The following is a 23,470-nucleotide window of genomic DNA, read 5'->3' as shown; positions in this document are numbered from 1 at the left end:
CCAGCGGAACCGGTGCTAGGCCATCAACCGTTCATGCACGAACTCACTGAACGTCTCGGCCGGCAGCGGCGGCGCGTACAGGAAGCCCTGGTAGGTCTTGCAGCCGTGGTTGAGCAGGAACGCGCGCTGGGCGTCGGTTTCCACCCCTTCCGCGATCACCGAGAGCCCGAGGATCTTGCTCAGGCTCACGATGGCGCAGGCGATGGCCGCGTCGTTGGGATCGACCAGCACATCGCGGATGAACGACTGGTCGATCTTCAGTTGATCCAGCGGCAGGCTCTTCAGGTAGGACAGCGACGAGTAGCCGGTGCCGAAATCGTCCAGGGAAAGGCCGATGCCGATCTCCTTCAACTCGACCATCTTGGCGATGGTGTTCTCCATATCCTCGATCAGCAGCCCTTCGGTGAGCTCCAGTTTCAACTTCCGTGGATCGGCCCCGGTGTGCTTCAGGACGTCCAGCACTTCCTGGACGAAGTCCGGATGGTGGAACTGCCGGGCGCTCACATTCACCGCCATGCCCAGTCGGGCGGTTTCCGGGTGCCGTGCCCAGACCACCAATTGCGCGCAGGCGGATTGCAGCGCCCAGCGGCCCAGAGGCAGGATCAGACCGGTTTCCTCCGCCAGGGCGACGAACTCGGACGGCTGCACGAAGCCGCGTTCCGGGTGCTCCCATCGCATCAGGGCCTCGGCCCCGATGACCTGGCCTTCACTGTTCACCTGGGGCTGGAAGTGCAGGACGAGCTCCTTGCTTTGCCACCCCTGGCGCAGGTCCGCCTCGAGCCTGGCCCGCGCCGTAGCGACCGCCTGCATCTCCGGGTCGAAGAAACGCATGGTATTGCGTCCTGCCGCCTTGGCCCGGTACATCGCCAGGTCGGCGCGTTTCATGATGTCGTCCACCGTGTTCAGCTGCCCCTGGAACAGGGCGATACCGAGGCTGGGGCTGCTGTGGTACTCGTAGCCGTCCAGCTGGTAGGAAATGTTCAGCGAACTGATGATCTTCTCGCCGATGGTCTTGACCTGGATGGCGGCCTCCGGCGGGCTGTCACTGAGGTTTTCCAGCAGCACCACGAACTCGTCGCCACCCAGCCGGGCGACCGTGTCGCTTTCGCGGATGCAATTCGTAAGACGCAGGGCCACCTGTTGCAGCAGCATGTCCCCCCGGTCGTGGCCCAGGGTGTCATTCAGTGCCTTGAAGTTATCCAGGTCGATGAGGATGACCGCGCTGGTATTCAGGCTGCGGGCGCTGGCCGCCAGCACATGCTGCAACCGGTCGAGCATGAGCCGCCGGTTGGCCAGCCCGGTCAGCTGGTCATAGAAGGCCAGGCGCTTGACCTCCTGCTCGGCGGACTTGCGATGGGTGATGTCGGTGTTGATGGACAGGACGGACTGCGGCCGGCCGTCATCGTCCCGCACCAGGGTCCGGTGGCTTTCCAGGGTGATGCTGATGCCGTCACGCCGCCGCAGCGTGACCTCGCCCGCCCAATCACCCGTCGCGATCAGGCTGTCGGCGGCCTCGTTGAACGCGTTGTGCCCCTGGTAGATCAGCTCCTGGGCCGACTTGCCGAGGGCCTCTTCCTTCGACAGCCCGTAGAGGCGCTCGGCGCTCTTGTTCCAGTACAGGATGCGGTAATCCATACCGTGGACGACGATGGCGTCCTGAGCCTTGTCCAGCAGTGAGGCCTGCTGACGGAACTGCCGCTCGCTTTCGTGCAGCACCGCCAGATAGCCCTCCTTTTCGGCTGCCTGCGCCTCCATTTCACGCCTGATCTTGCCCCCGTAGAGCGTCGCCGCGGTCACCATCATCAGCACGAACACCATGGTCGAGTACTCGATCCGGCGCAGCACCTCCACCGACTCCAGCTCCTCCTCCAGCAGCTTGCTCTGGATCAGGCCGACACGCTCGCGCACGGTCGCAAGCGAGGCCAGCAACTCGGCGTACTTCCGGTCCATGGTGGCCATGCGCTTGCCGGCGTTGTCCGACTGGCCTTCCCGGAAGTAGGAAAAGATCAGCAAAGCCTCATTCACCATCTCGCCCATCGCGATGTCGACTTCGTGCACGTCCTCCCGAAGCGCCAGGGTGTAGGCCTGTATGTCCGCGCTGTGTTCCGTCTGGTTGAAAATGCGGACCTGCAGCTGCTGCTTTGCGGTAGACAGGTGCTCGTCGAAGGCACGCAAAGCCTCGCGCATGTTCCGCGATTCGGCTTCGACGTCATGGGTATCGAACACATTGTTGCCGGGTGCGTTGACGGCAGAGGCCAGGCTACCCAGCATCGAATAGCTGGACAGTTGCTGGACCCAGGACTGGTTGGCCTTGATGGAGCGGTGGTACGTGTCGACGATCATGTGGTTGAGCAACACGCTCAGGATGACCACCAGCACATCGAAACCCGCGAGAAAGAAATACATGCGGTGCCACTTGGTCGGGCGCCTCTTTCCTGAAAGGTCGGGTCTGGCTGGTTGAACGGCGCTTCCGCTTCTGAAGAAATCCATTTCGCAATCTCCAGACATGCCTCGTTCAATGGGATTGATAAAAAGCGGAACTCGAAACCCATCCACCTGTTTCGCCAGCACCCACTTCCTAAAACGAGCCACACCTGGCAACGGCCAACCTGTTCGTAGGTCTTGCACCGCAACCCAAGCATAGCCACTAAATTGCCACTGGTTTCCGGACGCCAGGACGCGAAACAGGAGCCTCCGGGCTGGCTGGAGCGTGGCAGCGTTCAGGCTCTGACATCACTCCGCCGGGGCCCGTCATCCAAGGGCTATCCGCCCACCGGAAGGCTACGCCCGACCAGCGGCCGCCCCACCGCCCTTTTAGGTTGTCGGCTCTAGAGCAGCAGGCCGATCCTCTTCCCCGCCCATGCCTCCAAGAACAACAAGGCGAGTGCCGTTCCATTCACTGCTGCCGGATCGAACCAGGGGGACCACCCCCGGGGAGGAGCCATGCGAATTCGTTGCTTTCTGCTCGGTTGCCACTGGACCGAGGGTTTCCGTACCGAAGTGGGCGCCGTGCCCATGATTTGCCAGCGTTGCCTGCGCTGCGGCGCCCATCGCTACCTGAGTCCACCGGAGGAGGCTGACGCGACAGGATGATCGGCAGCAGAAATCCGACGGATAGCGATTTGACATTAGACGACAGCCCTCTAGCTTTAAGCTGCGTCGCCGATGGCCTTTGAAAGCACCGTTGTTCGGCCCAATCACCTGGCAAGGGAGTGCCCCATGTCGCAGCCGCTGTCCGCCAATACCGTCAAGGCCCTGGCCCTGCACTCCCTGATCTGGCTGGCCTGCGCCGGCATGATTGCCGTTGGCCTGCCGCTCTGGCTGGCCCTCGCCGGGGGATGGCTGGCCAGCCTGCTGCTGACCTGGCTGCTGCGGGACACACGCGCCGCGGCGACAGAGGCCAGCATGCAGACGGTCGCGGCGACGCCGGACTGGCAGCGCGCCCAGGATGCCCTGGACGAACAGCTCGGCACCCTCCAGGCCCATGCCGGACAGATCGACGGCCTCTTGCAGGACGCCATTCGTCGCCTGGGTGACAGCTTCCACGGGCTCGCCGCACGCATCGACCAGCAGCGCGCCCATTCCCACTCCCTGATCGAACGCTACGGCGACCAGCAGCGCGCCGACGACGGCATGAACTTCCAGGAATTCATCGCCACCACCCGCGACACCCTGGGCCTGTTCGTCGAAGCCGCCCTGGAAACCAGCCAGACCTCCCAGGAGCTGGTGAAACGCATGGATCGGGTGACGCAGAAAATCGCCGATATCCTGAAATCCACCCACGATATGGACGCCATCGCCAAGCAAACCAACCTGCTGGCCCTGAACGCCGCCATCGAGGCTGCCCGCGCCGGCGAGAGCGGCCGGGGCTTCGCCGTGGTGGCGGACGAGGTGCGTGCCCTGTCCACCCGCTCCACCGGTTTTTCCGAGCAGATTCGCGGGCACGTGGATGTCGTCTACCGGGAGATCCAGGACGCCGAGGCGGCCATCGCCCAACTGGCGGACAAGGACATGGGTTTCGCCATGGAATCCCGGCAGCAACTGCACCACATGCTGGAAGACCTCGAAGGCATGAACCACCACACCCTGAAGGTGATCCAGGAGCTGGACCGCCTCTCCCTGGAGGTGGGCAACGGCGTCGACCAGGCCATTACCGCCCTGCAATTCCAGGACATGAGCAGCCAGTTGCTCGGCCAGATGCGCAAGCACTTCACCAAGCTCGGCGGATTCGCCAGGGGCCTCGGCGGCCTGCGCGGCCTGGAGCCGGAGCACTGGGCGGAGCGCCTGGGCGACGAGACCACGGAACTGCGCAAACCCGTTGCCAACCCCGTCGCCCAGAGCAGCGTCAACGCGGGAGAAGTGGAGCTTTTCTGAACCGTTCGTCGTCGTCTTTCGGGAGTCAGCCAGCCGCGCGACGAATGGCTGACGCCAGAATCTGGACGCAAGGTGGGCTTCCGACTAAAAAGAGTCATGGCCAGTGGCTATCTTGGTACGCAGTTCCAGAGGTTGGCGCCGGACGCAGACCGACAGAGCAGCCGACAGCTCAGAGGTTCGTCGGGCTCCCCGGGTCGGCACCAGCCTGCAGTGCTTCACCCCTATAAAGCGCAATGGAGAGCCGCACCTGATGAGCAAGCAGATCCTCATAGTCGACGACTCGGCATCGATCCGACAGATGCTGAGCTTCACCCTCAAGTCCGCCGGCTACCTGGTGGACGAGGCGGTAGATGGCAAGGACGGCCTCGGCAAGGCCCAGAGCAAGGCCTACAACCTGGTCTTCACCGACCAGAACATGCCGAACATGGACGGCCTCAGCCTGATCCGCAGCCTGCGCGGCCTGCCGGGCTACCGGGCCACGCCCATCCTGATGCTGACCACCGAGTCCAGCGACGCCATGAAGCAGCAAGGCAAATCCGCCGGCGCCACTGGCTGGCTGGTCAAGCCCTTCGATCCGCCAAAGCTGCTGGAAGTTACCCGCAAGGTCCTCCCCTGACCCCAGCACAAGGCGCTTCCCATGAGCTTAGGGATGAACCAGTTCCTCCAGGTGTTCTACGAGGAAACCGAAGAGCATCTGGCCAGCCTCGAACTGTTGCTGCTCGGCCTCGACCTGCAGGCGCCTGACGCGGAAGAACTCAACGGCATCTTCCGCGCCGCGCACTCCATCAAGGGTTCGGCCGGCATGTTCGGCTTCGACGACCTGACCGCCGTGACCCACGAGCTGGAAACCCTGCTCGACCGCATCCGCAGCGGCCAGATGGCCTTGCGGGCGGAGATGGTCGACCTGTTCCTCCAGGCCCGCGACGTGCTGATGCGCCTGCTGGACGCCCACCGCCACCAGCGCCCCGATCCCGACGTGCCGGTGGAAGAAACCGTCGCCCGCCTGCGGGAACTGCTGGTGGATGCACCGCCCGCCATCGAGGAGGCGGGCTTTGGCTTCTTCGATGACGCACCGGGCCTGCCCACAGCAGCAGCCGATGACGACTTCGGATTCTTCGACGACGCCCCCGGCGCGCCGGCCCAGGCCGAGCCCGAGGCCTATGGCCTGTTCACCGATACGCCCACCGTCCAGAACGCGCCCCCTGCCGCCCTCCCGGCCCCGCGCGAACCGGCAAAGGCCGCCACGCCCTCCGCCGCCAGCAAGCCCGCCAGCGGCGAAGGCGAATCCAGCTCCATCCGCGTCAGCGTCGAGAAGATCGACAGCCTGATCAACCTGGTCGGCGAGCTGGTGATCACCCAGGCCATGCTCGGCCAACTGGGCGGCGCGCTGGACCCGAGCGTCCACGAACGCATCCACCAGGCCCTGGCGCAGCTGGAGCACAACACCCGCGACCTGCAGGAATCGGTGATGTCGATCCGCATGTTGCCCATCAGCTTCATCTTCAGCCGCTTCCCGCGCCTGGTGCGGGACACCTCCTCGCGCCTCGGCAAGCAGGTGGAACTGGTGCTGCAGGGCGAACACACCGAGCTGGACAAGGGCGTGATCGAACGCCTCAGCGACCCGCTCACCCACATCGTCCGCAACAGCATCGACCACGGCATCGAATCGCCCGAGGTACGCCTGGCCGCCGGCAAGCCGGCCAGCGGCACCGTACGCCTGGGGGCCTTTCACCAGGGCGGCAGCATCGTAGTGGAGATCAGCGACGACGGCCGTGGCCTGGACCGTGGACGCATCCTCGCCAAGGCCCGGGAGAAGAACCTGCCGGTGCACGACGGCATGAGCGACGCCGAGGTCTGGCAGTTGATCTTCATGCCCGGCTTCTCCACCGCCGAAGTGGTCACCGACCTCTCCGGGCGCGGCGTCGGCATGGACGTGGTCAAGCGCAACATCCAGGGCATGGGCGGGCGCATCGACATCGACTCCGTAGCGGGCCTGGGCACCCGCATCAGCATCCGCCTGCCCCTGACCCTCGCCATCCTCGACGGCCTGATCGTCGCCGTGGCGCAGACCCACTACGTCATCCCGCTCACCTACATCGTCGAATCCCTGCAGCCCAAGGCCGCCGACATCCGCGGCCTGGCCGGGGAAGAAGGCGCGGTGATCCGCGTGCGCGGCGAGTACCTGCCACTGCTCTCGCTGCACGACCTGCTGGGCGAGTCCGCCCCGCCGTTGCCGGCCGAGCAGTCCATCGTGGTCATCCTCGAAGCCGACGGGCGCCCCTTCGCCCTGCAGGTGGACGACCTGGTAGGCCAGCAGCAGGTGGTGATCAAGAGCCTGGAACAGAACTTCCGCCGGATCGATGGCATCGCCGGCGCCACCATCATGGGCGACGGCAGCGTCGCCCTGATCCTCGACGTAGACGCCCTGCCGGGCCTGGCACAACAACAAGGAGCAGCGCTGCATGAACTCCCCTAGTGCGGAGCAGGCGGGCCAATCGGCCCAGGAGTACCTGACCTTCACCCTCGGTCGCGAGGAGTACGCCATCGACATACTCCGGGTGCAGGAAATTCGCGGCTATGACCAGGTGACCGCCATCGCCAACAGCCCGGCCTTCATCAAGGGCGTGATCAACCTGCGCGGCGCCATCGTTCCCATCGTCGACCTGCGCATCAAATTCAACCTCGCCGACGTCACCTACGACCCGTTCACCGTGGTCATCATCCTCAACATCGGCCGGCGCATCGTCGGCGTGGTGGTGGACTCGGTGTCCGACGTGATCGCCCTGCCGGGCGAAGAGATCAAGCCGCCGCCGGAATTCGGCGCCAGCTTCGATACCGAGTACCTGCTGGGCCTTGCCACCGTGGCCGAGCGGATGTTGATCCTGGTGGACATCGAGAAGCTGATGACCAGCCGCGAAATGGCCCTGGTCGAAGAAGCCGCAGCCTGACACGCAAGGGGACAATCCATGGGTCTGTTCAACGGAAAAGCACAAGCACAGCTTCGCGCGCAGCACCTGGCCAGCCTGATCCAGGGCCTGGCCGACGGTAACCTGGACCAACCGATCAACGCCGCCAACGACCTCGTCTGGGCGCCGGTCTACGACGCCCTCGCCCGCCTGCAGAAGGGCCTGCGCCAGCAGGAAGCGGAAAGCGTGCAGACCGAGGCACTGGACAAGGCGCTGTCGGAAATGACCCGCCAGCACAGCGACGGCTGGATCGACGAAGTCATCCCGGTGGAGCGCTTCAACGGTGTCCAGGCGCACCTCGCCAAGGGCATCAATGAACTGGTGGCCGCCCATATCGCAGTGAAGATGCAGGTGGTGCGCGTGGTCACCGCCTATGGCAATGGCGATTTCAGCCGCGACATGGACCGCCTGCCGGGCAAAAAGGCGCAGATCACCGAGGCCATCGACCGCGTGCGCGACCAGCTCAAGGCCGCCGCCCAGGCCGCCGGTGAAAACATCCGCATCAAGAGCGCCCTGGACAACGTCACCGCCAACGTGATGATCGCCGACCGCGACTTCAACATCGTCTACATGAACCAGGCGGTGGGCGAGATGTTCCGCGCCGCTGAAACCGACATCCGCAAGGAGCTGCCGCACTTCCGCTCCAGCGACATCCTCGGCGGCAGCATCGACCGCTTCCACAAGAATCCGGCCCACCAGCGCGGCATGCTGGAACGTCTGACCAGCACCTACGAAGCCAAGATCAAGCTGGGCGGCCGCACCCTCACCGTGGTCGCCAACCCGGTCATGACCGCCACCGGCGAACGCCTCGGCGCGGTGGTCGAGTGGCAGGACATCACCGAACAGTTGGCCGCCCGCGAGCGCGAGTTGCTGGTCGCCGGGGAGAACGCCCGCATCAAGAGCGCCCTGGACAACTGCAGCACCAACGTGATGATCGCCGACGGCGAACGCAACATCATCTACATGAACAAGACCGTCACCACCATGCTGCAGAACGCCGAGGCGGACCTGCGCAAGGCCCTGCCGAGCTTCTCGGTGAGCAAGCTGCTGGGCGGTTCGATCGACCAGTTCCACAAGAACCCGGAACACCAGAAGCGCCTGCTCGCCACCTTCACCAGCACCTTCCGCACCCAGATCGAAGTCGGCGGACGCCACTTCGGCCTGGTCGCCAACCCGGTGATCAGTGAAACCGGCGAACGCCTCGGCTCGGTGGTGGAATGGGCCGACCGCACCGTGGAAGTCCAGGTGGAACGCGAAGTGGCCGGGCTGGTGGGCGCCGCTGCCGCCGGCGACTTCTCCAAGCGCATCGACGAGCAGGGCAAGTCCGGCTTCATCCTCAACCTGGCCACCGGCCTCAACACCCTGGTGGACACCGCCGACAAGGGCCTCAAGGATGTCTCGCGGATGCTCGGGGCACTGGCCCAGGGCGACCTGTCGCAGAGCATCAGTGCCGACTACCAGGGCACCTTCGGCGAGCTGAAGGACTACTCCAACGAAACCGCCCAGAGCCTGTCGCGCATGCTCGGGCAGATCCGCGAGGCCGCCGACACCATCAACACCGCCGCCAGCGAGATCGCCAGCGGCAACGCCGAGCTGTCCACCCGCACCGAACAGCAGGCCTCCAGCCTGGAAGAAACCGCCTCCAGCATGGAAGAGCTGACCAGCACGGTGAAACTGAACGCCGAGAACGCGCGCCAGGCCAACTCCCTGGCGGTGAACGCCTCGGAAGTGGCCACCGAGGGCGGCAACGTGGTGCAGAAGGTGGTCAGCACCATGACCGCCATCAACGAGTCGGCCCGCAAGATCTCCGACATCATCGGCGTCATCGACGGCATCGCCTTCCAGACCAACATCCTCGCCCTCAACGCGGCCGTGGAAGCGGCCCGCGCCGGCGAACAGGGCCGTGGCTTCGCCGTGGTGGCCGCCGAGGTCCGCACCCTGGCCCAGCGCTCGGCGGCCGCCGCCAAGGAGATCAAGACGCTGATCTCCGACTCGGTGAGCAAGGTGGAAAACGGCAACACCCTGGTGGCCCAGGCCGGCCAGACCATGAGCGACATCGTGGTCGCCATCAAGCGGGTCACCGACATCATGGCGGAGATCGCCGCAGCCTCCACCGAGCAGAGCCGTGGCATCGAGGAAGTCAACGGCGCGGTCAACCAGATGGACGAGATGACCCAGCAGAACGCCGCCCTGGTTGAAGAAGCCGCCTCGGCCGCCGAAGCCCTGCAGGAACAGGCCGGGCTGATGGCGCAGTCGGTGGCGGTGTTCAAGCTGGACCCGGCGCACGCCGGCCAACCCGCCGCCCGCACCACCGCACGGCAGCCCCAGGCGGCGCGTCCGCAACGGGCCGCCGGGCGCGCCGCGCGGAGCAAGGAAGAGGAATGGGAAGAGTTCTAGCCCTGTGCCCACCGCCCCGGCGCTCACGCGCCGGGGCCTTTGAGGTAACGCGATGAACGCGCTGGTTCTGGGCGAGCACGAGTTCGGCTACAGCGAAGAGGACTTCGAGCAGGTGCGCACCCGGCTCTACCGGCGCGCCGGCATCAGCCTGGCCACCAGCAAGCGGCAGATGGTCTACAGCCGCCTGGCGCGACGCCTGCGCCAGCTCAACCTGCCCTCCTTCGCCAGCTACCTGGCCTTCCTCGACCAGCACCCCGAGGAATGGCAGCCCTTCATCAACGCCCTGACCACCAACATCACCGCCTTCTTCCGCGAACGTCACCACTTCGACCAGCTCGTCAGCCTGGCCCGCGAGTCTCAACGCAGGGGCCGGCCACTGCGCTTCTGGTCGGCCGCGTCCAGTACCGGCGAAGAGCCCTATTCCATGGCGATCGCCCTGCACCAGGCCCTGGGCGAGCAGGCCCGCCAGGTGCAGATCATCGCCTCCGACATCGACACCGGCGTGCTGGCAACCGCCGGCAACGGCGTCTACCCGCTGGAGCGCATCGCCCAGCTCGAACCGGCCCTGAAGAGGCGCTACTTCCAGCGCGGCACCGGCAGCAACGCCGGACTGGCGCGGGTCGTGCCGGAGCTGCGGCAGATGGTGGAGTTCCGCCGCATCAACCTGCTGGACGCGGACTGGCGCATGGCCGGCGGGCTCGACGCTATCTTCTGCCGCAACGTGATGATCTACTTCGACAAGCCCACCCAGGTGCGCCTGCTGGAACGCATGGTCCGCCTGCTGCGACCGGACGGTCTGTTTTTCGCCGGTCACTCGGAGAGCTTCGTCCAGGCGAACCACCTGGTGAAGCTGGTCAGCCGTACCGTGTACCAACCGGTGCAAGGAGCCACACCATGAAAGGGGAAACCACAGGCGCCATCGCCGCCAACCGCTACTTCGATCCCGACCTGCAGTTGCCGGCGGTCAAGGTGCTGCCCGGCGAGTTCTACGCCACCACGGAAGACCAGGTGCTGGTGTCGGTGCTCGGCAGTTGCATATCCGTCTGCCTCTTCGACCCCCACTACGGCATCGGTGGCATGAACCAGTTCCTGCTGCCCGAGCCCGGCCCGGGCAGCGGCCTGGCCAGCGCCTCCACCCACCACGGCGTGCGCATCATGGAGCAGCTCTGCGATGAGATGCTCCGCCAGGGCGCCCGCCGCCATCACCTGGAAGCCAAGGTGTTCGGCGCCGGCAACCTGCCCCACGAACTGCTGCGTGTGGACACCACCTTGCGCACCGTGGAATTCGTCCACAGCTACCTGGACACCGAAGGCATCCCCCTGGTGAACGAAGACGTGATGGGCCCCCACGCGCGCAAGGTCTACATCTTCCCCAACACCGGCAAGGTGCTGGTGAAGAAGCTCAAGAGCCTGCACAACGACACCATCCTCCAGCGCGAACTGGAATACGTCCTCTACCTCAAGCGCGGCGAGGCACTGGGCCCCTACGACCTGTTCAAGGAGTGAACACGTGCCCATCAAGGTACTGGTGGTGGACGACTCGGCGCTGATCCGCAGCCTGCTCAGCGAGATCGTCCGGTCCGACGCCGAACTGCAGCTGGTGGGTGTGGCGCCCGATGCCTATGTCGCACGCGACCTGATCAAGCAGCTCTCACCTGACGTCATCACGCTGGACGTGGAAATGCCGCGCATGGACGGCCTGACCTTCCTCGACAAGCTGATGAAGGGCCGGCCGACGCCCGTGCTGATGATTTCCTCCCTCACCGAGCGCGGCTCCGAAGCGACCCTCCGCGCCCTGGAACTGGGCGCCATCGACTTCGTCGCCAAGCCCAAGCTGGGCATCGCCGAAGGCATGCAGGCCTACGCCGAGGAAATCCGTGCCAAGCTCAAGTTAGCCGCCCGCGCGCGGATGATCCGGCGCAACGGCGCCAGCACCGAGCGCCCTGCCGAACGCGGCCTGCCCATCGTCGGCACCGAAAAGCTCATCGCCATCGGCGCCTCCACCGGCGGCACCGAGGCCATCAAGGAAGTGCTGCTGGGCCTGCCGGCGGACAGCCCCGGCGTGGTCATCACGCAGCACATGCCGGCGGGCTTCACCCGCTCCTTCGCCGCGCGGCTGGACAAGCTCTGCCGCCTCAGCGTCAGCGAGGCCCGCGACGGCGACCGCATCCTCCCCGGCACCGCCCTCCTCGCCCCCGGCGGCCTGCACATGGAAGTGGCCCGGTCGGGCGCCAACTACGTGGCACGGCTATCGGAAGCCCCACCGGTCAACGGCCATCGCCCGGCGGTGGATGTGATGTTCAACAGCGCCGCCCGCTGCGCCGGGCGCAACCTGATCGCCGCCCTGCTCACCGGCATGGGCAAGGACGGCGCCCGCGGCCTGCTGGAAATCCGCGAAGCCGGTGGCTACACGGTGGCCCAGGACGAAGCCAGCTGCGTGGTCTACGGAATGCCTCGGGAGGCGGCGGAGATTGGCGCGGCGGAAGAAGTGCTGCCGCTGGAAGAAATAGGCCCGGCACTGCTGGCGCAGGCCAGAAGAAGGGGGAGTGGGAATCGGGTGTAGCGGTGTCGAGCTTTCTGTAGGGGCGAATTCATTCGCCGAGCAGGCCGCAGGTCTGCCCTGTTCAGTCCATAGGATGGGTCGAGCGGCGTTCCGCGAGCTTGCGATACCCATCGAACCATCGCTGATGGGTATCGCTTCGCTCCACCACATCCTACGGGAGCGTCCGGGACGACCCGCGCCGTCTGTCGTAGGGTGGATGTCGCTCTTCACATCCACCAACGAGGCCAACCCCGGCGCCGATGGTGGATCGGTAAAGCGTGATCCACCCTACGCACTGATCGGTGCATCCGGCTGGTTTCGAGCCAGCCGGCGCGAGTCACCCCTCTACCTTTGGGAGAGGGGCCGGGGGTGAGGGAAGCCCAACCCCGCTCGATGCCTGAACCCTCAAGTCGGCATGACCCCACGCTGGCGCGACATGGTCAGTGCCAGGTCTTCGATCATGTCCTCCTGCCCACCCACGGTGCCACGGCGGCCCAGTTCCACCAGCAGCTCGCGGGCCTGGATGCCGTACTTCTGCTCGGCGCGCTTGGCGAACAGCAGGAAGGAGCTGTACACACCGGCGTAGCCCAGGGTCAGGGCATCGCGGTCGACGCGGATCGGCTGGTCCATCATCGGCACCACCAGGTCCTCGGCGACGTCCATGATCTTGTACAGGTCGATGCCGGTCTTCACGCCCATGCGCTCCAGCACCGCGACGAACACTTCCAGCGGCGTGTTGCCGGCACCGGCGCCCAGGCCTGCGACCGAACCGTCGATGCGCGCGGCACCGGCTTCGATGGCAGCCAGGGAGTTGGCAATCGCCATGCCCATGTTGTGGTGGCCGTGGAAGCCGACTTCGGTGTTGGCATTCAGCCCGGCACGCAGCACGCCGATCTTCTCGGTCACTTCGTCCGGCAGCATGTAGCCGGCCGAGTCGGTGCAGTAGATGCAGTTGGCGCCGTAGCTCTCCATCAGCTTCGCCTGCTCCAGCAGTTTTTCCGCGCTGACCATGTGCGCCATCATCAGGAAGCCGACCGTGTCCAGGCCCATCTTCGCCGCCATGCCGATGTGCTGGCCGGAAACGTCGGCCTCGGTGCAATGGGTGGCGACGCGGATGGTGGAGACGCCACAGTCGTGGGCCATCTTCAGGTGGTCGACGGTGCCGATGCCCGGCAGCAGCAGGGCGGAAACCTTGGCCTGCTTGAGCTTGGGGATCACCGCGTCGAAGTATTCCTCGTCCGAGTGGGCCGGGAAGCCGTAGTTCAGCGAGCTGCCACCCAGGCCGTCGCCGTGGGTGATCTCGATCAGCGGCACGCCGGCGGCGTCCAGGCCGGTGGCCACGGCGACCATCTCGTCCAGGCTGATCTGGTGGCGCTTGGCATGCATGCCGTCGCGCAGACTCATGTCGTGCAGGCGCACGCTCTTACCTTGAAGGTTCATGGGGTTTCTCCAATCAGCGGACGGGAAGCACGAGGCTGCCTTTGTGGGCTTCTTCGGCGAACATCTCGGCGGTGCGCAGGCCGGCGGCGGTCATGATGTCCAGGTTGCCGGCGGACTTGGGCAGGAAGTCGCCCAGGCCTTCCACCTCGATGAAGATCGACACCTTGCGGCCGTCGAACACCGGGCCGTTGATCAGCTTGTAGCCCGGCACGTAACGCTGCACTTCCTTGACCATGTGCAGCACCGAGGCACGGATTTCCGCCTGGTCCGGCTCGCCTTCGGTGAGGCAGTGGATGGTGTCGCGCATCATCAGCGGCGGCTCGGCCGGGTTGATGACGATGATCGCCTTGCCGCGCTTCGCCCCGCCGATCTTCTCCACGGCGCCAGCGGTGGTGCGGGTGAATTCATCGATGTTCTGGCGAGTACCCGGACCTACCGAACGGGAGGACACGGTGGCGACGATTTCGCCGTATTCCACCGGCTGCACGCGGGACACCGCCGCCACCATGGGAATGGTGGCCTGGCCGCCGCAGGTGACCATGTTGACGTTCATCGCCAACTTGGCCGCGTGTTCCTTGAGGTTCACCGGCGGTACGCAGTACGGGCCGATGGCCGCCGGGGTGAGGTCGATCATGATCACGCCCAGCTCGTTGAGCTTGCGGCTGTTCTCCGCATGCACATAAGCCGAAGTGGCATCGAAGGCGATGCGGATGTCGTCGTCCAGCACGTGCGGCAGCAGACCGTCCACGCCTTCGGCGGTGGTCTTCAGGCCGAATTCGGCGGCGCGCTTGAGGCCTTCGGAAGTCGGGTCGACCCCCACCATCCACACCGGTTCGATCCATTCCGAACGGCGCATCTTGATCAGCAGGTCGGTTCCGATATTGCCCGGCCCGATGATGGCCGCCTTGAGTTTCTTGCTCATCTCCACTCCCCCGGAGTCAGGCACAGAAGGACACCTGGGCACTGCCCAGGCCGTCGATGGTCAGTTCGAAGTGATCGCCGGCGCGGGCCGGTTCAAGCGGCACTAGCGAGCCGGAGAGGATGATCTCGCCGGCCTTGAAGGGGATGCCCAGCTCGCCCAGGGTGTTGGCCAGCCAGGCCACCGCCGTGAGCGGGTTGCCCTGCACGGCCGAGCCCAGGCCCTCGCTGATCTGCGCGCCGTTCTTGAACACCTTCATGCGCAGGTTGGGCAGGTCGAGGTCACGCGGGTCCACCTGCTCGCGGCCGAGGACGAAGACCCCGCAGGAGGCATTGTCGGCCACGGTGTCCTGGATGCGGATCTTCCAGTCCTGGATGCGCGAGTCGACGATCTCGAAGCACGGGATCACGCACTCGGTGGCGTCCAGCACGTCCTGCTCGGTGACGCCCGGCCCCTTCAGGTCACGCTTGAGCTTGAAGGCGATCTCGCCCTCGGCGCGCGGCTGGATCAGGCGGTTGGCGGACAGGGAAATCTCCGCGCCATGGTCGAACCACATGTCGCGGGTGATGAAACCGAAGTCCGGCTGATGCACGTTGAGCATCCGCTGCACGGCCTCGGAGGTAACGCCGATCTTCTTGCCGACGATGGCGTCGCCCGCGGCGACCCGGCGCTCGATGGCGTGCAGGGAAATGCGGTAGGCGTCTTCGATGGTGATGTCGGCCCAGCGGTTGGTCAGAGGTTGCAGGGTCTGGCCAGCGAGCAGCGCCTGATAGAGCTCCTCGCCGTACTGGCGGTGCAGGGCTTCGCTCATGGCCGGCCCTCCGCGATGAAGTCCAGGCAGGTGCGGTTGAACAACTCACGGTGTTCCACCATCACCCAGTGGCCGCATTCGCTTAGCATCACGAAGCGGATATTGCTGCACGCCTCCAGCATGGTCTGGGCGCCGGAGGACGGGCAGAACTTGTCGTTCATGCCCCAGAAACCGAGGATCGGGCAGGACAGCTCGGCAAGGCGCGAGGCCATGTTCGGCACCTGCATGGTGCTGAGCACGCAGCGCGGCTGCTGTTGCACCACCTCGACCCGCTCGTTGACGGTTTCATCGCTGATCAGCGAGGCATCGTAGAGCTGCAGGGACAGCAGGCGGCGCATGCCGGCGGCATCGTTCAGCTCGCCATTGGCGAAGGCCGCACCCATCTTCTGGATGCCTTCCATCTGCAGGTAGTACTGCTCCTTCTCCATCAGGCCACCCGGCGCCATCAGGATCAGACGGCTGACCCGCTGGGGCAGGTCCAGGGCCATCTTGATGGCGATGGCACCGCCCAGGGAGTTACCCACCAGCACGCAGCGCTGGATGTCCAGGGCGTCCAGCAGGCCGGTCAGGGCGTTGACGAAGAACTCCAGGGTGTATTGGGTTTCCGGCTTGTCGGAACGGCCGTAGCCCGGCAGGTCCGGCACGATGGCGCGGTAGCCGAAATTGGCGAATACCGGGTAGTTCTGCTTGAAGTTGCTATGGCCGCTGGCCCCGGGGCCGCTGCCGTGAATGAACACCACCGGCTCGCCCTCGCCAGCCTCCAGGTAGTGCAGTCGCAGGCCATCCGGCAGCGTGACGAATCGCCCTTGCGGTAGCGCGCCCATGGGACTCTCCTCGGCTTGTTGTTTGCCGGGATTATTCGGCGCGCCTGGGTGGGCAACATCGTCCGAGAGGACTAGCAGCCGTTTCGGTCCTGCAGGATTCAGTTCACCCCACGGATACCGTGCGAATAGTCCTCCCGGACGTAGGCGCCTCCCCCGGCAATCCTTAGCCTCGTTCCATCAAGAACCGACTAACGAGGCAGCCATGAGCGACCCGATGGATTTCAGCGGCAAGGTGGTACTGGTGACCGGCGGTGGCAAGGGTGTGGGACGGGGCATCAGCCTGCGCTTCCTGCAGCAGGGCGCCGAGGTGGTGATCTGTGGGCGCCAGGCGCCGGAAAGCCTGCCCGAGCACGGCGGCCGCAGCGCCCATTTCGTGGCGTGCGACGTTCGCGACTTCGACCAGCTCCAGGCCATGGTGGACGGCATCAAGGAACGCTTCGGCCGCCTCGATGTGCTGGTGAACAATGCCGGCGGCGCGCCCCATGCGGATGCGGCCACGGCCTCGCCGCGCTTCTCCGAGTCCATCGTGCGCCTCAACCTGCTGGCCCCCCTCAATCTCTGCCAGTTGGCCAACCGGGTGATGCAGGAGCAGCCCGAGGGCGGCGCCATCATCAATATCTGCAGCGTCAGCGCAGTACGCCCCTCCCCCGGCACCGCCGCCTATGGCGCGGCCAAGGCCGGGCTGCTCAACCTGACCCGCTCCCTGGCGGTGGAATGGGCGCCCAAGGTACGGGTGAATGCGGTGACCGCCGGATTGATCCTGACTGAGCAGGCCGAACTGCATTACGGCGACGCCGAAGGCGTGGCGCGCGTGGCGGCGGGGATTCCGCTGCAACGCATGGCAGCGCCGACGGACATTGGCGATACCTGCCTGTACCTCGCCTCTCCGCTCTCCAGCTACGTGAGCGGGGCGGACATCTGCGTGCATGGGGGTGGGGAGAAGCCGGTGTTTCTGGATCAGGCGGGGGTGAATTGAAGAGCTGATGGGTATCGCTCCGCTCGCGGAGCGCCGCCCGACCCATCCTACTGGGCACTCCGTAGGATGGCGTAGAGCGCAGCGAAACCCATCAAGTCCGCGCAGCGGACTCCACCAGCGAATGCGCCCTGAACTCCGTCTCGACGATCTTCCACTGCCCGTCGATGCGCCGGTAGCGATCCTGGTAAACCCCGCCCAGCTGCCGCGTGGCACCCGTCTCGCCGTCCAGGTTGAAGTAGTAGAGCGCCCAGCGCCCCACCGCTTCGTCATCGCCGGCCAGCTCGATCTCCGGGTTGGCGCCGTGGTGCAGGTCGATCACGCGCTCGTTGCAGGCCAGGGACTGGTACAGCGCGACGAAGCTGTCGCGATCCTGGAAGCAGCCGACGGGGCCGTAGTTGATGGTTATCGCACCCTCGGCGAAGCAAGCGCGGATTACCTCGACTTCCTTCAGGTCGCAGGCGTTGAAGTAGCGGTGCTTGAGCTCGCGGATAGCCTCGACGGCTTCCAGGCGGGCAATGCGCTGTTCCAGGTTCATGGCTGTTCCCTCGCGATCATGTTGGCTTCGCCCCAAAAGGCTTTCATCGAACGGATGCGGCCTTCGCCGTCGAACTCCATCACGTCGATCACTTCGATGGAGCGGGCCTGGCCGCCCCAGTTCAGGTCCACGCAGAACGGCACGGCGCCGCAGCCACGGGTGGCGCGGATGGAACCGTCCAGCCGCGCGCTGGCATCCAGGCGCCCCAGGCCTTCGCGGTAGAAGCGCGAGATGGCCTCGATGCCCACGTAGGGCGGCTTGCCCACCGGGTCTTCGACCACCGCGTCTTCGGCGTAAAGCGCGAGGATGCCGTCGATATCCACGGCATTCACCAGCTCGACATAACGGGCGAGCGTCGCCCGTACCTGCTGCTCATCAATCATGGCGTCGTCCCTCAGGCCACTTCGAACAGGGCGGCAGCACCCATGCCGCCACCGATGCACATGGTCACCACCACGTAGCGCAGGCCGCGGCGCTTACCCTCGATCAGGGCGTGGCCGACCATGCGCGCGCCGGACATGCCGAAGGGATGGCCGATGGAGATGGCGCCACCGTTCACGTTCAGACGCTCGTCCGGAATCCCCAGGGTGTCGCGGCAATGGATCACCTGGCAGGCAAAGGCTTCGTTCAGCTCCCAGAGGCCGACGTGGTCCAGCTTCAGGCCGTGACGCTTGAGCAGCTTGGGAATGGCGAAGACCGGGCCGATGCCCATCTCGTCAGCGTCGCAACCGGCCACGGCCAGGCCGCGGTAGATGCCCAGCGGCTCCAGGCCACGGCGTTCGGCCATCTGCGCGCTCATCAGCACGGAGGCGCTGGCGCCGTCGGACAGCTGCGAGGCGTTGCCAGCGGTGATGAAGCGTCCCGGGCTGGTCCACTGACCGCCCTGCCACACCGGCTCCAGGGCTTGCAGGCTTTCACGGGTGGTGTCGGCGCGGTTGCATTCGTCGCGGGTCAGGGTCACCGACTCGTGGCGGCTCTCACCCGTGGCCTTGTCCACCACCAGCTTGCGCACGGTGAGCGGCGCCAGCTCGGCGTCGAACAGGCCGGCGCTCTGAGCCAGCGCGGTGCGCATCTGGCTGTGGTAGGCGTATTCGTCCTGCTGTTCGCGGGAAATGCCATAGCGCTCGGAAACGATTTCCGCCGTTTCGATCATCGGAATGTAGGCGCGCGGGTCACGCATCAGCACCGCTTCGGACTGGTTGCGGTAGCTGTTCTTGTGCTTGTTCTGCACCAGGGAGATGGACTCCAGACCACCGGCGACGGCGATGTCGATCTCGTCGCACATGATGCTCTTGGCGGCCAGGGCGATGCTCATCAGGCCCGAGGAACACTGGCGCTCCACCGCCATGCCGGACACGCTGTTCGGCAGGCCGCCAGCCACGGCGCAGAGGCGGCCGAGGTTGTAGGCCTGGGTGCCCTGCTGGGCAGCGGCGCCCATGATCACGTCATCCACCTCGCCCGGTTCGATGCCCGCGCGACGCACGGCTTCGGCGACCACATGGCCGCCCATCAGCGGCGCTTCGGTGTCGTTGAAGGCCCCACGGAAGGCTTTGCCGATGGGGGTACGGGCGGTGGAGACGATTACGGCTTCTTTCATCTTGTTGTCCTCGAATTCATGGGCTTGCTGGGGCCTCTTTTTGTAGGGGCGAATTCATTCACCAAGCAGGCCGCAGGTCTGCCCTGCAAGGCCCGGTGGGGCAGCTGCGCTGCCCTTGGCGAATGGATTCGCCCCTACGCGGGGTAATACCGACTGATGGTGTCCACCACGCAGCCCGGACGGTCTTCGCCCTCGATCTCGACGCTGACGCGGATGGTGGCTTGCACGCCGCCCTTCACTTCTTCGGCCGCCACCAGTTGGGCGCTGCCGCGAACCCGGCTGCCGGCCCGCACCACGTTGGGGAAGCGCACCTTCTCGCAGCCGTAGTTCACCCCCATGGAGATGCCGCGCACTTCAACGATCTGCGGCAGGAAGAGGTTGACCAGGGCCAGGGTCAGGTAGCCATGGGCGATGCAGGCGCCAAAGGGCCCCGTGGCCGCGCGCACCGGGTCGACGTGAATCCACTGGTGGTCGCCGGTGGCTTCGGCGAACTGGTCGATGCGCGATTGCTCGACGCTGATCCAGTCGCTGTGGCCCAGTTGCTCGCCGACCTGCTCCAGCAGCGCAAAAGGCGTCTCGAAAACCTTGGTCATGCTCACGCCCTCTGGCTGGAGACCGACAGCACCTCGCCGGTCATGTAGGAGCTGTAGTCGCTGGCCAGGAACATCATCACGTTGGCCACTTCCCAGACTTCAGCGGCACGGCCAAAGGCTTCGCGGGAGGCCAGTTGGTCCAGCAGTTCCTTGGGTGCGGATTTCTTCAGGAAGTCGTGCAGGGCGATGCTCGGGCTCACCGCGTTGATGCGGATGCCATGCTCGGCCGCCTCGACCGCCGCGCAGCGGGTCAGCGCCATGACACCCGCCTTGGCGGCGGCGTAATGGCTCTGCTCCTTCTGCGCCCGCCAGCCGAGCACCGAGGCGTTGTTGACGATCACGCCCTGCTTGCGATCCATCATCTTCGGCAGCATGGCGCGGGTCATGCGCATGGTGCCGGTGAGGGTCACGTCGAGAACGCGGTTCCACTCCTCGTCGCCCATCTCCACCAGCAGGCGCGAGCCGCCCAGGCCGGCGTTGTTGATCAGCACATCGACGCCGCCCAGGTCGCGCTCGGCGGCGGCCACCAGGGCCTGCACCTGCTCTTCGACGGTGACGTTGCACACCTGGGTGAAGACCCGCTCCAGCCCGGTGGCTTCGCGGATCTTCTGCGCCGCTTCCTGCAAACGGCCTTCATGGATATCGCTGATCATCAGCGCCCGGCAGCCTTCCTCGGCGGCGCGCAGGGCGGCGGAGTAACCGATGCCTGCGCCGGCGGCGGCGGTGATCAGCACCGACTTGCCGCGCAGCAGGCCGTGACCGGGAACGTAGTTGGGAATGCTCATGCAAGGTCCTCGATTCAGGCGCGCACGCGCGGCTCGCGGGGCATGCCCAGCGCGCGTTCGGCGATGATGTTGCGTTGGATTTCGTTGGTGCCGCCGTAGATGGTGTCGGAGCGGCTGAAGAGGAACATCGACTGCAGGCGGCCGAGCTGATACGGCCCGCCGTCCAGCAGTTCGGCATCCGGGCCGAGCACGTCCATGGCGAGCTTGCCCAGCTCCACGTGCCAGTTGGCCCAGCACAGCTTGTAGATCATCGCTTCGCGGCGTAGCGAACCGTCCTGCGCGCCGGACAGCATGCGCAGGGAGTTGTAGCGCAGGATGCGCAGCCCGCCCCAGGCCTCGGCGATGCGCTGGCGCAGCAGCGGGTCGCGGGCGGCGCCGTTGGCGCGGGCGATGCGGATGATTTCTTCCAGCTCGTTCTGGAACAGCATCTGCTGGCCCAGGGTGGACACGCCGCGCTCGAAGCCCAGCAGGGCCATGGCGATCTTCCAGCCATCGCCGGGCGCGCCGAGGATGTTGTTGGCGTCGGTCACGGCGTCGTCGAAGAACACCTCGTTGAACTCGGAGGTGCCGGTGAGCTGCTCGATGGGCCGCACGGTGATGCCCGGCTGGCTCATGGGCACCAGCAGGAACGACAGGCCCTTGTGGCCGACGCTGCCCTGCTCGGTACGGGCGATGACGAAGCACCACTCGGACTCGTGAGCGAGCGAGGTCCAGACCTTCTGCCCGCTGATGCGCCACTGGCCGTTTTCCAGCACGGCGCGGGTCTTGACGTTGGCGAGGTCCGAACCCGCCCCCGGCTCGGAATAGCCCTGGCACCAGAACTCGGTGCCGGCCACGATGCCCGGCAGCAGGCGGCGCTGCTGTTCTTCGGTGCCGAAGGCGGCAATGGTGGGCCCGGCCAGGCCTTCACCGATGTGCCCCATGCGACCGGGGCCGCCAGCACGCGCGTATTCCTCGTGGAAGATCACCTGCTGGCTGATGGACAGGCCACGGCCGCCGTGTTCCGGCGCCCAGCCCACACAGGTCCAGCCGCCTTCCGCGAGCTTGCGCTCCCACGCTTTGCGCTCCTCGGGGAAGCTGTGTTCATCACCCGGCCCGCCACGAAAGCGCAGCTGCTCGAACTCGCCGCAGAGGTTGTCCGCCAGCCAGCCGGCCACGTCGCGGCGGAAGGCTTCATCCGCCTCACTGAAACTGATTTTCATAGGTTCTCTCCCAGGAGGGCGGCGGCGATGCGCTCGCGATGCCAGGACGGCGCGCCGAACAGGGCCTCGCTGGCCCGGGCGCGCTTGAAGTAGAGGTGCGGGTCGTACTCCCAGGTGAAGCCGACACCGCCGTGCAATTGGATGGACTCCGCCGCGCACTGGAAGAAGGCTTCTGAGCAGCGCGACTTGGCCAGCGCGGCGGCCAGGGGCAGTTCGGCCGCGACGTTCTCGTCGCCATTCCCGGCGAGCACTTCCTCGGCCACGCAGGCGGCGTACCAGGCTGCCGAGCGCGCGCACTCCACCTCCAGCATCATGTCCGCCGCGCGGTGCTTGATGGCCTGGAAGCTGGCGATAGGGCGCCCGAACTGCTGGCGCTCGGCAGTGTAGGCCAAGGTCAGGTCCAGGGACTGCTGGGCGCCGCCGGTCTGCTCGGCCGCCAGGGCGACACAGGCCAGTTGCAGGACCTTGTCCAGCAACTCGCCGCCCTGCCCCGCCGTGCCCAGACGGGCGTCGGCGGTGACGAAGACCTGGTCGAACTGCACCTCGGCGAGCTTGCGGGTCTGGTCCATGGTGGGGGTCAGGCGACGGCTGATACCGGGCGTGTCGGCGGGCAGGACGAACAGGCCGATGCCATCCCGGCCACGGGCTGCCACGACCAGCAGGCCGGCGCTGTGGCCGTCCACCACCTGGCGCAGGGTGCCGTCGATGACGAAGCCCTCGCCTTCGGCACGGAAACTCGCCTGGACCGCATCCAGCCCATTGCCGTTCGTGCTGGCGAACGCCAGGGTCGCGGTCAGGCTGCCGTCGGCCAGTTGCGGGAGCCAGCGCGCTTTCTGCTCCTCACTGCCCCCCAGCAGGAGCGCCGGGGTGGCCAGGCAGGCGCTGGCGAAAAAGGGTGAACAGAACAGCCGGCGGCCCATCTGCTCCAGCAGGATGGCCAGCTCGACAAAGCCCAGGCCCAGGCCACCGTACTGCTCGGGGATATGAATGGCCGGCCAGACCATCTCGCTGCACAGGCGCTGCCAGAGCTCGGGGTCATGCCCCAGCTCGGTGGCCATGGCCGCTCGCACGGCGGCGGAGTCGGAAACGTCCGCGAGAAAGCTCTCGGCGGACTCGCGGATCATCTCCTGCTCATCGCTGAACGCGAATTCCATAAGGCTGCCTTCTTGTGATTCTCGGGGCGGGCGCCCCTGTCGCTGGGGAGTCTGGCGAGTTGCGGAAGGCGAGGAATCGTCCGGATGGACGACGAGGGAAATGGCCGTTGTGGCGGGGTAAATGTGTAGGGGCGAATTCATTCGCCAAGGGCAGCAAAGCTGCCCCGGTTGGCTGGAGCGGGCGACGTTATGTGAGTGCAGCGAAAACCAACGCAGAACCTCGCAGGCAATGAAGGCCCGCTGATCTGTCTGGCGGGCATGCACCTAGGTGAAGCATTTGAACGTGCGGAGAAGTGGGTTGGCACGTAATTAAAGTGCCACCTAACTGCACCTTATGAGCTATAAGATGTCATCA

At 65.9% G+C, this 23,470-nt stretch carries 22 protein-coding genes; 10 read left to right on the top strand and 12 right to left on the bottom strand.

Features of this window, described 5'->3' with window-relative positions; all coding sequences use genetic code 11:
- Nucleotides 1-15: 15 nt before the first annotated feature.
- Nucleotides 16-2,490, bottom strand: a complete 2,475-nt coding sequence (locus tag TQ98_RS05900) for an EAL domain-containing protein (protein WP_044871673.1) — start codon at nt 2,488-2,490, stop codon at nt 16-18.
- Between the two features lie 453 nt (nt 2,491-2,943).
- On the opposite strand from TQ98_RS05900, the gene TQ98_RS28240 reads away from it, so the two are divergent.
- From TQ98_RS28240 to TQ98_RS05860, 9 genes are all read left to right on the top strand, one after another.
- Complete coding sequence (locus TQ98_RS28240; RefSeq protein ID WP_277949283.1) at nt 2,944-3,093, top strand: PSPA7_2676 family Cys-rich small protein; 150 nt, start codon at nt 2,944-2,946, stop codon at nt 3,091-3,093.
- Nucleotides 3,094-3,219: 126 nt separating this feature from the next.
- A complete protein-coding gene (locus TQ98_RS05895) occupies nt 3,220-4,374 on the top strand; it encodes a methyl-accepting chemotaxis protein (RefSeq protein WP_044871674.1) in 1,155 nt (384 codons plus the stop codon).
- Between the two features lie 250 nt (nt 4,375-4,624).
- Nucleotides 4,625-4,990, top strand: a complete 366-nt coding sequence (locus tag TQ98_RS05890) for a response regulator (RefSeq protein ID WP_044871675.1) — start codon at nt 4,625-4,627, stop codon at nt 4,988-4,990.
- A 21-nt stretch (nt 4,991-5,011) separates the two neighbouring features.
- A complete protein-coding gene (locus TQ98_RS05885) occupies nt 5,012-6,850 on the top strand; it encodes a chemotaxis protein CheW (protein ID WP_044871676.1) in 1,839 nt (612 codons plus the stop codon).
- The gene (locus tag TQ98_RS05880) at nt 6,837-7,322 is read left to right on the top strand and encodes a chemotaxis protein CheW (protein ID WP_044871677.1); all 486 of its coding nucleotides are present in this window, start codon (nt 6,837-6,839) and stop codon (nt 7,320-7,322) included. The genes TQ98_RS05885 and TQ98_RS05880 overlap by 14 nt, the downstream gene beginning before the upstream one ends.
- An 18-nt stretch (nt 7,323-7,340) precedes the next feature.
- Complete coding sequence (locus TQ98_RS05875) at nt 7,341-9,737, top strand: methyl-accepting chemotaxis protein (protein ID WP_082073167.1); 2,397 nt, start codon at nt 7,341-7,343, stop codon at nt 9,735-9,737.
- A gap of 52 nt (nt 9,738-9,789) precedes the next feature.
- The gene (locus TQ98_RS05870; protein ID WP_044871678.1) at nt 9,790-10,635 is read left to right on the top strand and encodes a CheR family methyltransferase; all 846 of its coding nucleotides are present in this window, start codon (nt 9,790-9,792) and stop codon (nt 10,633-10,635) included.
- The gene (locus tag TQ98_RS05865; protein WP_044871679.1) at nt 10,632-11,243 is read left to right on the top strand and encodes a chemotaxis protein CheD; all 612 of its coding nucleotides are present in this window, start codon (nt 10,632-10,634) and stop codon (nt 11,241-11,243) included. Before TQ98_RS05870 ends, TQ98_RS05865 begins: the two co-directional genes overlap by 4 nt.
- Nucleotides 11,244-11,247: 4 nt before the next feature.
- Nucleotides 11,248-12,300 carry a chemotaxis response regulator protein-glutamate methylesterase gene (locus tag TQ98_RS05860; RefSeq protein ID WP_044871680.1) on the top strand — a complete coding sequence of 351 codons (1,053 nt, stop codon included), beginning with the start codon at nt 11,248-11,250 and terminating at the stop codon, nt 12,298-12,300.
- Between the two features lie 384 nt (nt 12,301-12,684).
- Here TQ98_RS05860 and dmpG read toward each other — a convergent pair whose 3' ends face one another.
- The 4 genes from dmpG to TQ98_RS05840 are packed head-to-tail and all read right to left on the bottom strand — an operon-like array spanning nt 12,685 to nt 16,273.
- Complete coding sequence (gene dmpG, locus TQ98_RS05855) at nt 12,685-13,719, bottom strand: 4-hydroxy-2-oxovalerate aldolase (protein WP_103102888.1); 1,035 nt, start codon at nt 13,717-13,719, stop codon at nt 12,685-12,687.
- A 13-nt stretch (nt 13,720-13,732) separates the two neighbouring features.
- A complete protein-coding gene (locus TQ98_RS05850) occupies nt 13,733-14,641 on the bottom strand; it encodes an acetaldehyde dehydrogenase (acetylating) (protein WP_044871724.1) in 909 nt (302 codons plus the stop codon).
- A 16-nt stretch (nt 14,642-14,657) separates the two neighbouring features.
- Nucleotides 14,658-15,449 (bottom strand): fumarylacetoacetate hydrolase family protein, encoded by a 792-nt coding sequence (locus TQ98_RS05845; RefSeq protein ID WP_044871725.1) that lies wholly within the window; start codon nt 15,447-15,449, stop codon nt 14,658-14,660.
- The gene (locus TQ98_RS05840; RefSeq protein ID WP_044871726.1) at nt 15,446-16,273 is read right to left on the bottom strand and encodes an alpha/beta fold hydrolase; all 828 of its coding nucleotides are present in this window, start codon (nt 16,271-16,273) and stop codon (nt 15,446-15,448) included. The genes TQ98_RS05845 and TQ98_RS05840 overlap by 4 nt, the downstream gene beginning before the upstream one ends.
- A 202-nt stretch (nt 16,274-16,475) precedes the next feature.
- On the opposite strand from TQ98_RS05840, the gene TQ98_RS05835 reads away from it, so the two are divergent.
- Nucleotides 16,476-17,249, top strand: a complete 774-nt coding sequence (locus TQ98_RS05835; protein ID WP_044871727.1) for an SDR family oxidoreductase — start codon at nt 16,476-16,478, stop codon at nt 17,247-17,249.
- A 91-nt stretch (nt 17,250-17,340) separates the two neighbouring features.
- Here TQ98_RS05835 and TQ98_RS05830 read toward each other — a convergent pair whose 3' ends face one another.
- The 7 genes from TQ98_RS05830 to TQ98_RS05800 form a co-directional block, all read right to left on the bottom strand.
- The gene (locus TQ98_RS05830) at nt 17,341-17,784 is read right to left on the bottom strand and encodes a nuclear transport factor 2 family protein (protein WP_044871728.1); all 444 of its coding nucleotides are present in this window, start codon (nt 17,782-17,784) and stop codon (nt 17,341-17,343) included.
- Nucleotides 17,781-18,167, bottom strand: coding sequence for a nuclear transport factor 2 family protein (locus TQ98_RS05825; RefSeq protein WP_044871729.1), 387 nt, complete (start codon nt 18,165-18,167; stop codon nt 17,781-17,783). The genes TQ98_RS05830 and TQ98_RS05825 overlap by 4 nt, the downstream gene beginning before the upstream one ends.
- 11 nt (nt 18,168-18,178) lie before the next feature.
- Nucleotides 18,179-19,381, bottom strand: a complete 1,203-nt coding sequence (locus TQ98_RS05820) for an acetyl-CoA C-acyltransferase (protein ID WP_044871730.1) — start codon at nt 19,379-19,381, stop codon at nt 18,179-18,181.
- 134 nt (nt 19,382-19,515) lie between these two features.
- The gene (locus TQ98_RS05815) at nt 19,516-19,974 is read right to left on the bottom strand and encodes a MaoC family dehydratase (protein ID WP_044871731.1); all 459 of its coding nucleotides are present in this window, start codon (nt 19,972-19,974) and stop codon (nt 19,516-19,518) included.
- A gap of 2 nt (nt 19,975-19,976) precedes the next feature.
- A complete protein-coding gene (locus tag TQ98_RS05810) occupies nt 19,977-20,759 on the bottom strand; it encodes an SDR family oxidoreductase (RefSeq protein ID WP_044871732.1) in 783 nt (260 codons plus the stop codon).
- Nucleotides 20,760-20,773: 14 nt separating this feature from the next.
- On the bottom strand, nt 20,774-21,961 hold the full coding sequence (locus tag TQ98_RS05805; protein ID WP_044871733.1) for an acyl-CoA dehydrogenase family protein: 1,188 nt from the start codon (nt 21,959-21,961) through the stop codon (nt 20,774-20,776).
- On the bottom strand, nt 21,958-23,115 hold the full coding sequence (locus TQ98_RS05800; RefSeq protein WP_044871734.1) for an acyl-CoA dehydrogenase family protein: 1,158 nt from the start codon (nt 23,113-23,115) through the stop codon (nt 21,958-21,960). The genes TQ98_RS05805 and TQ98_RS05800 overlap by 4 nt, the downstream gene beginning before the upstream one ends.
- Nucleotides 23,116-23,470: the final 355 nt, after the last annotated feature.

The organism is Pseudomonas sp. LFM046, from assembly GCF_000949385.2.
In the GTDB taxonomy this organism is placed as follows: Bacteria; Pseudomonadota; Gammaproteobacteria; order Pseudomonadales; family Pseudomonadaceae; genus Metapseudomonas.
The sequence above is the reverse complement of the archived record's forward strand: the minus strand, read 5'-3'. Positions and strand labels throughout refer to the sequence as shown.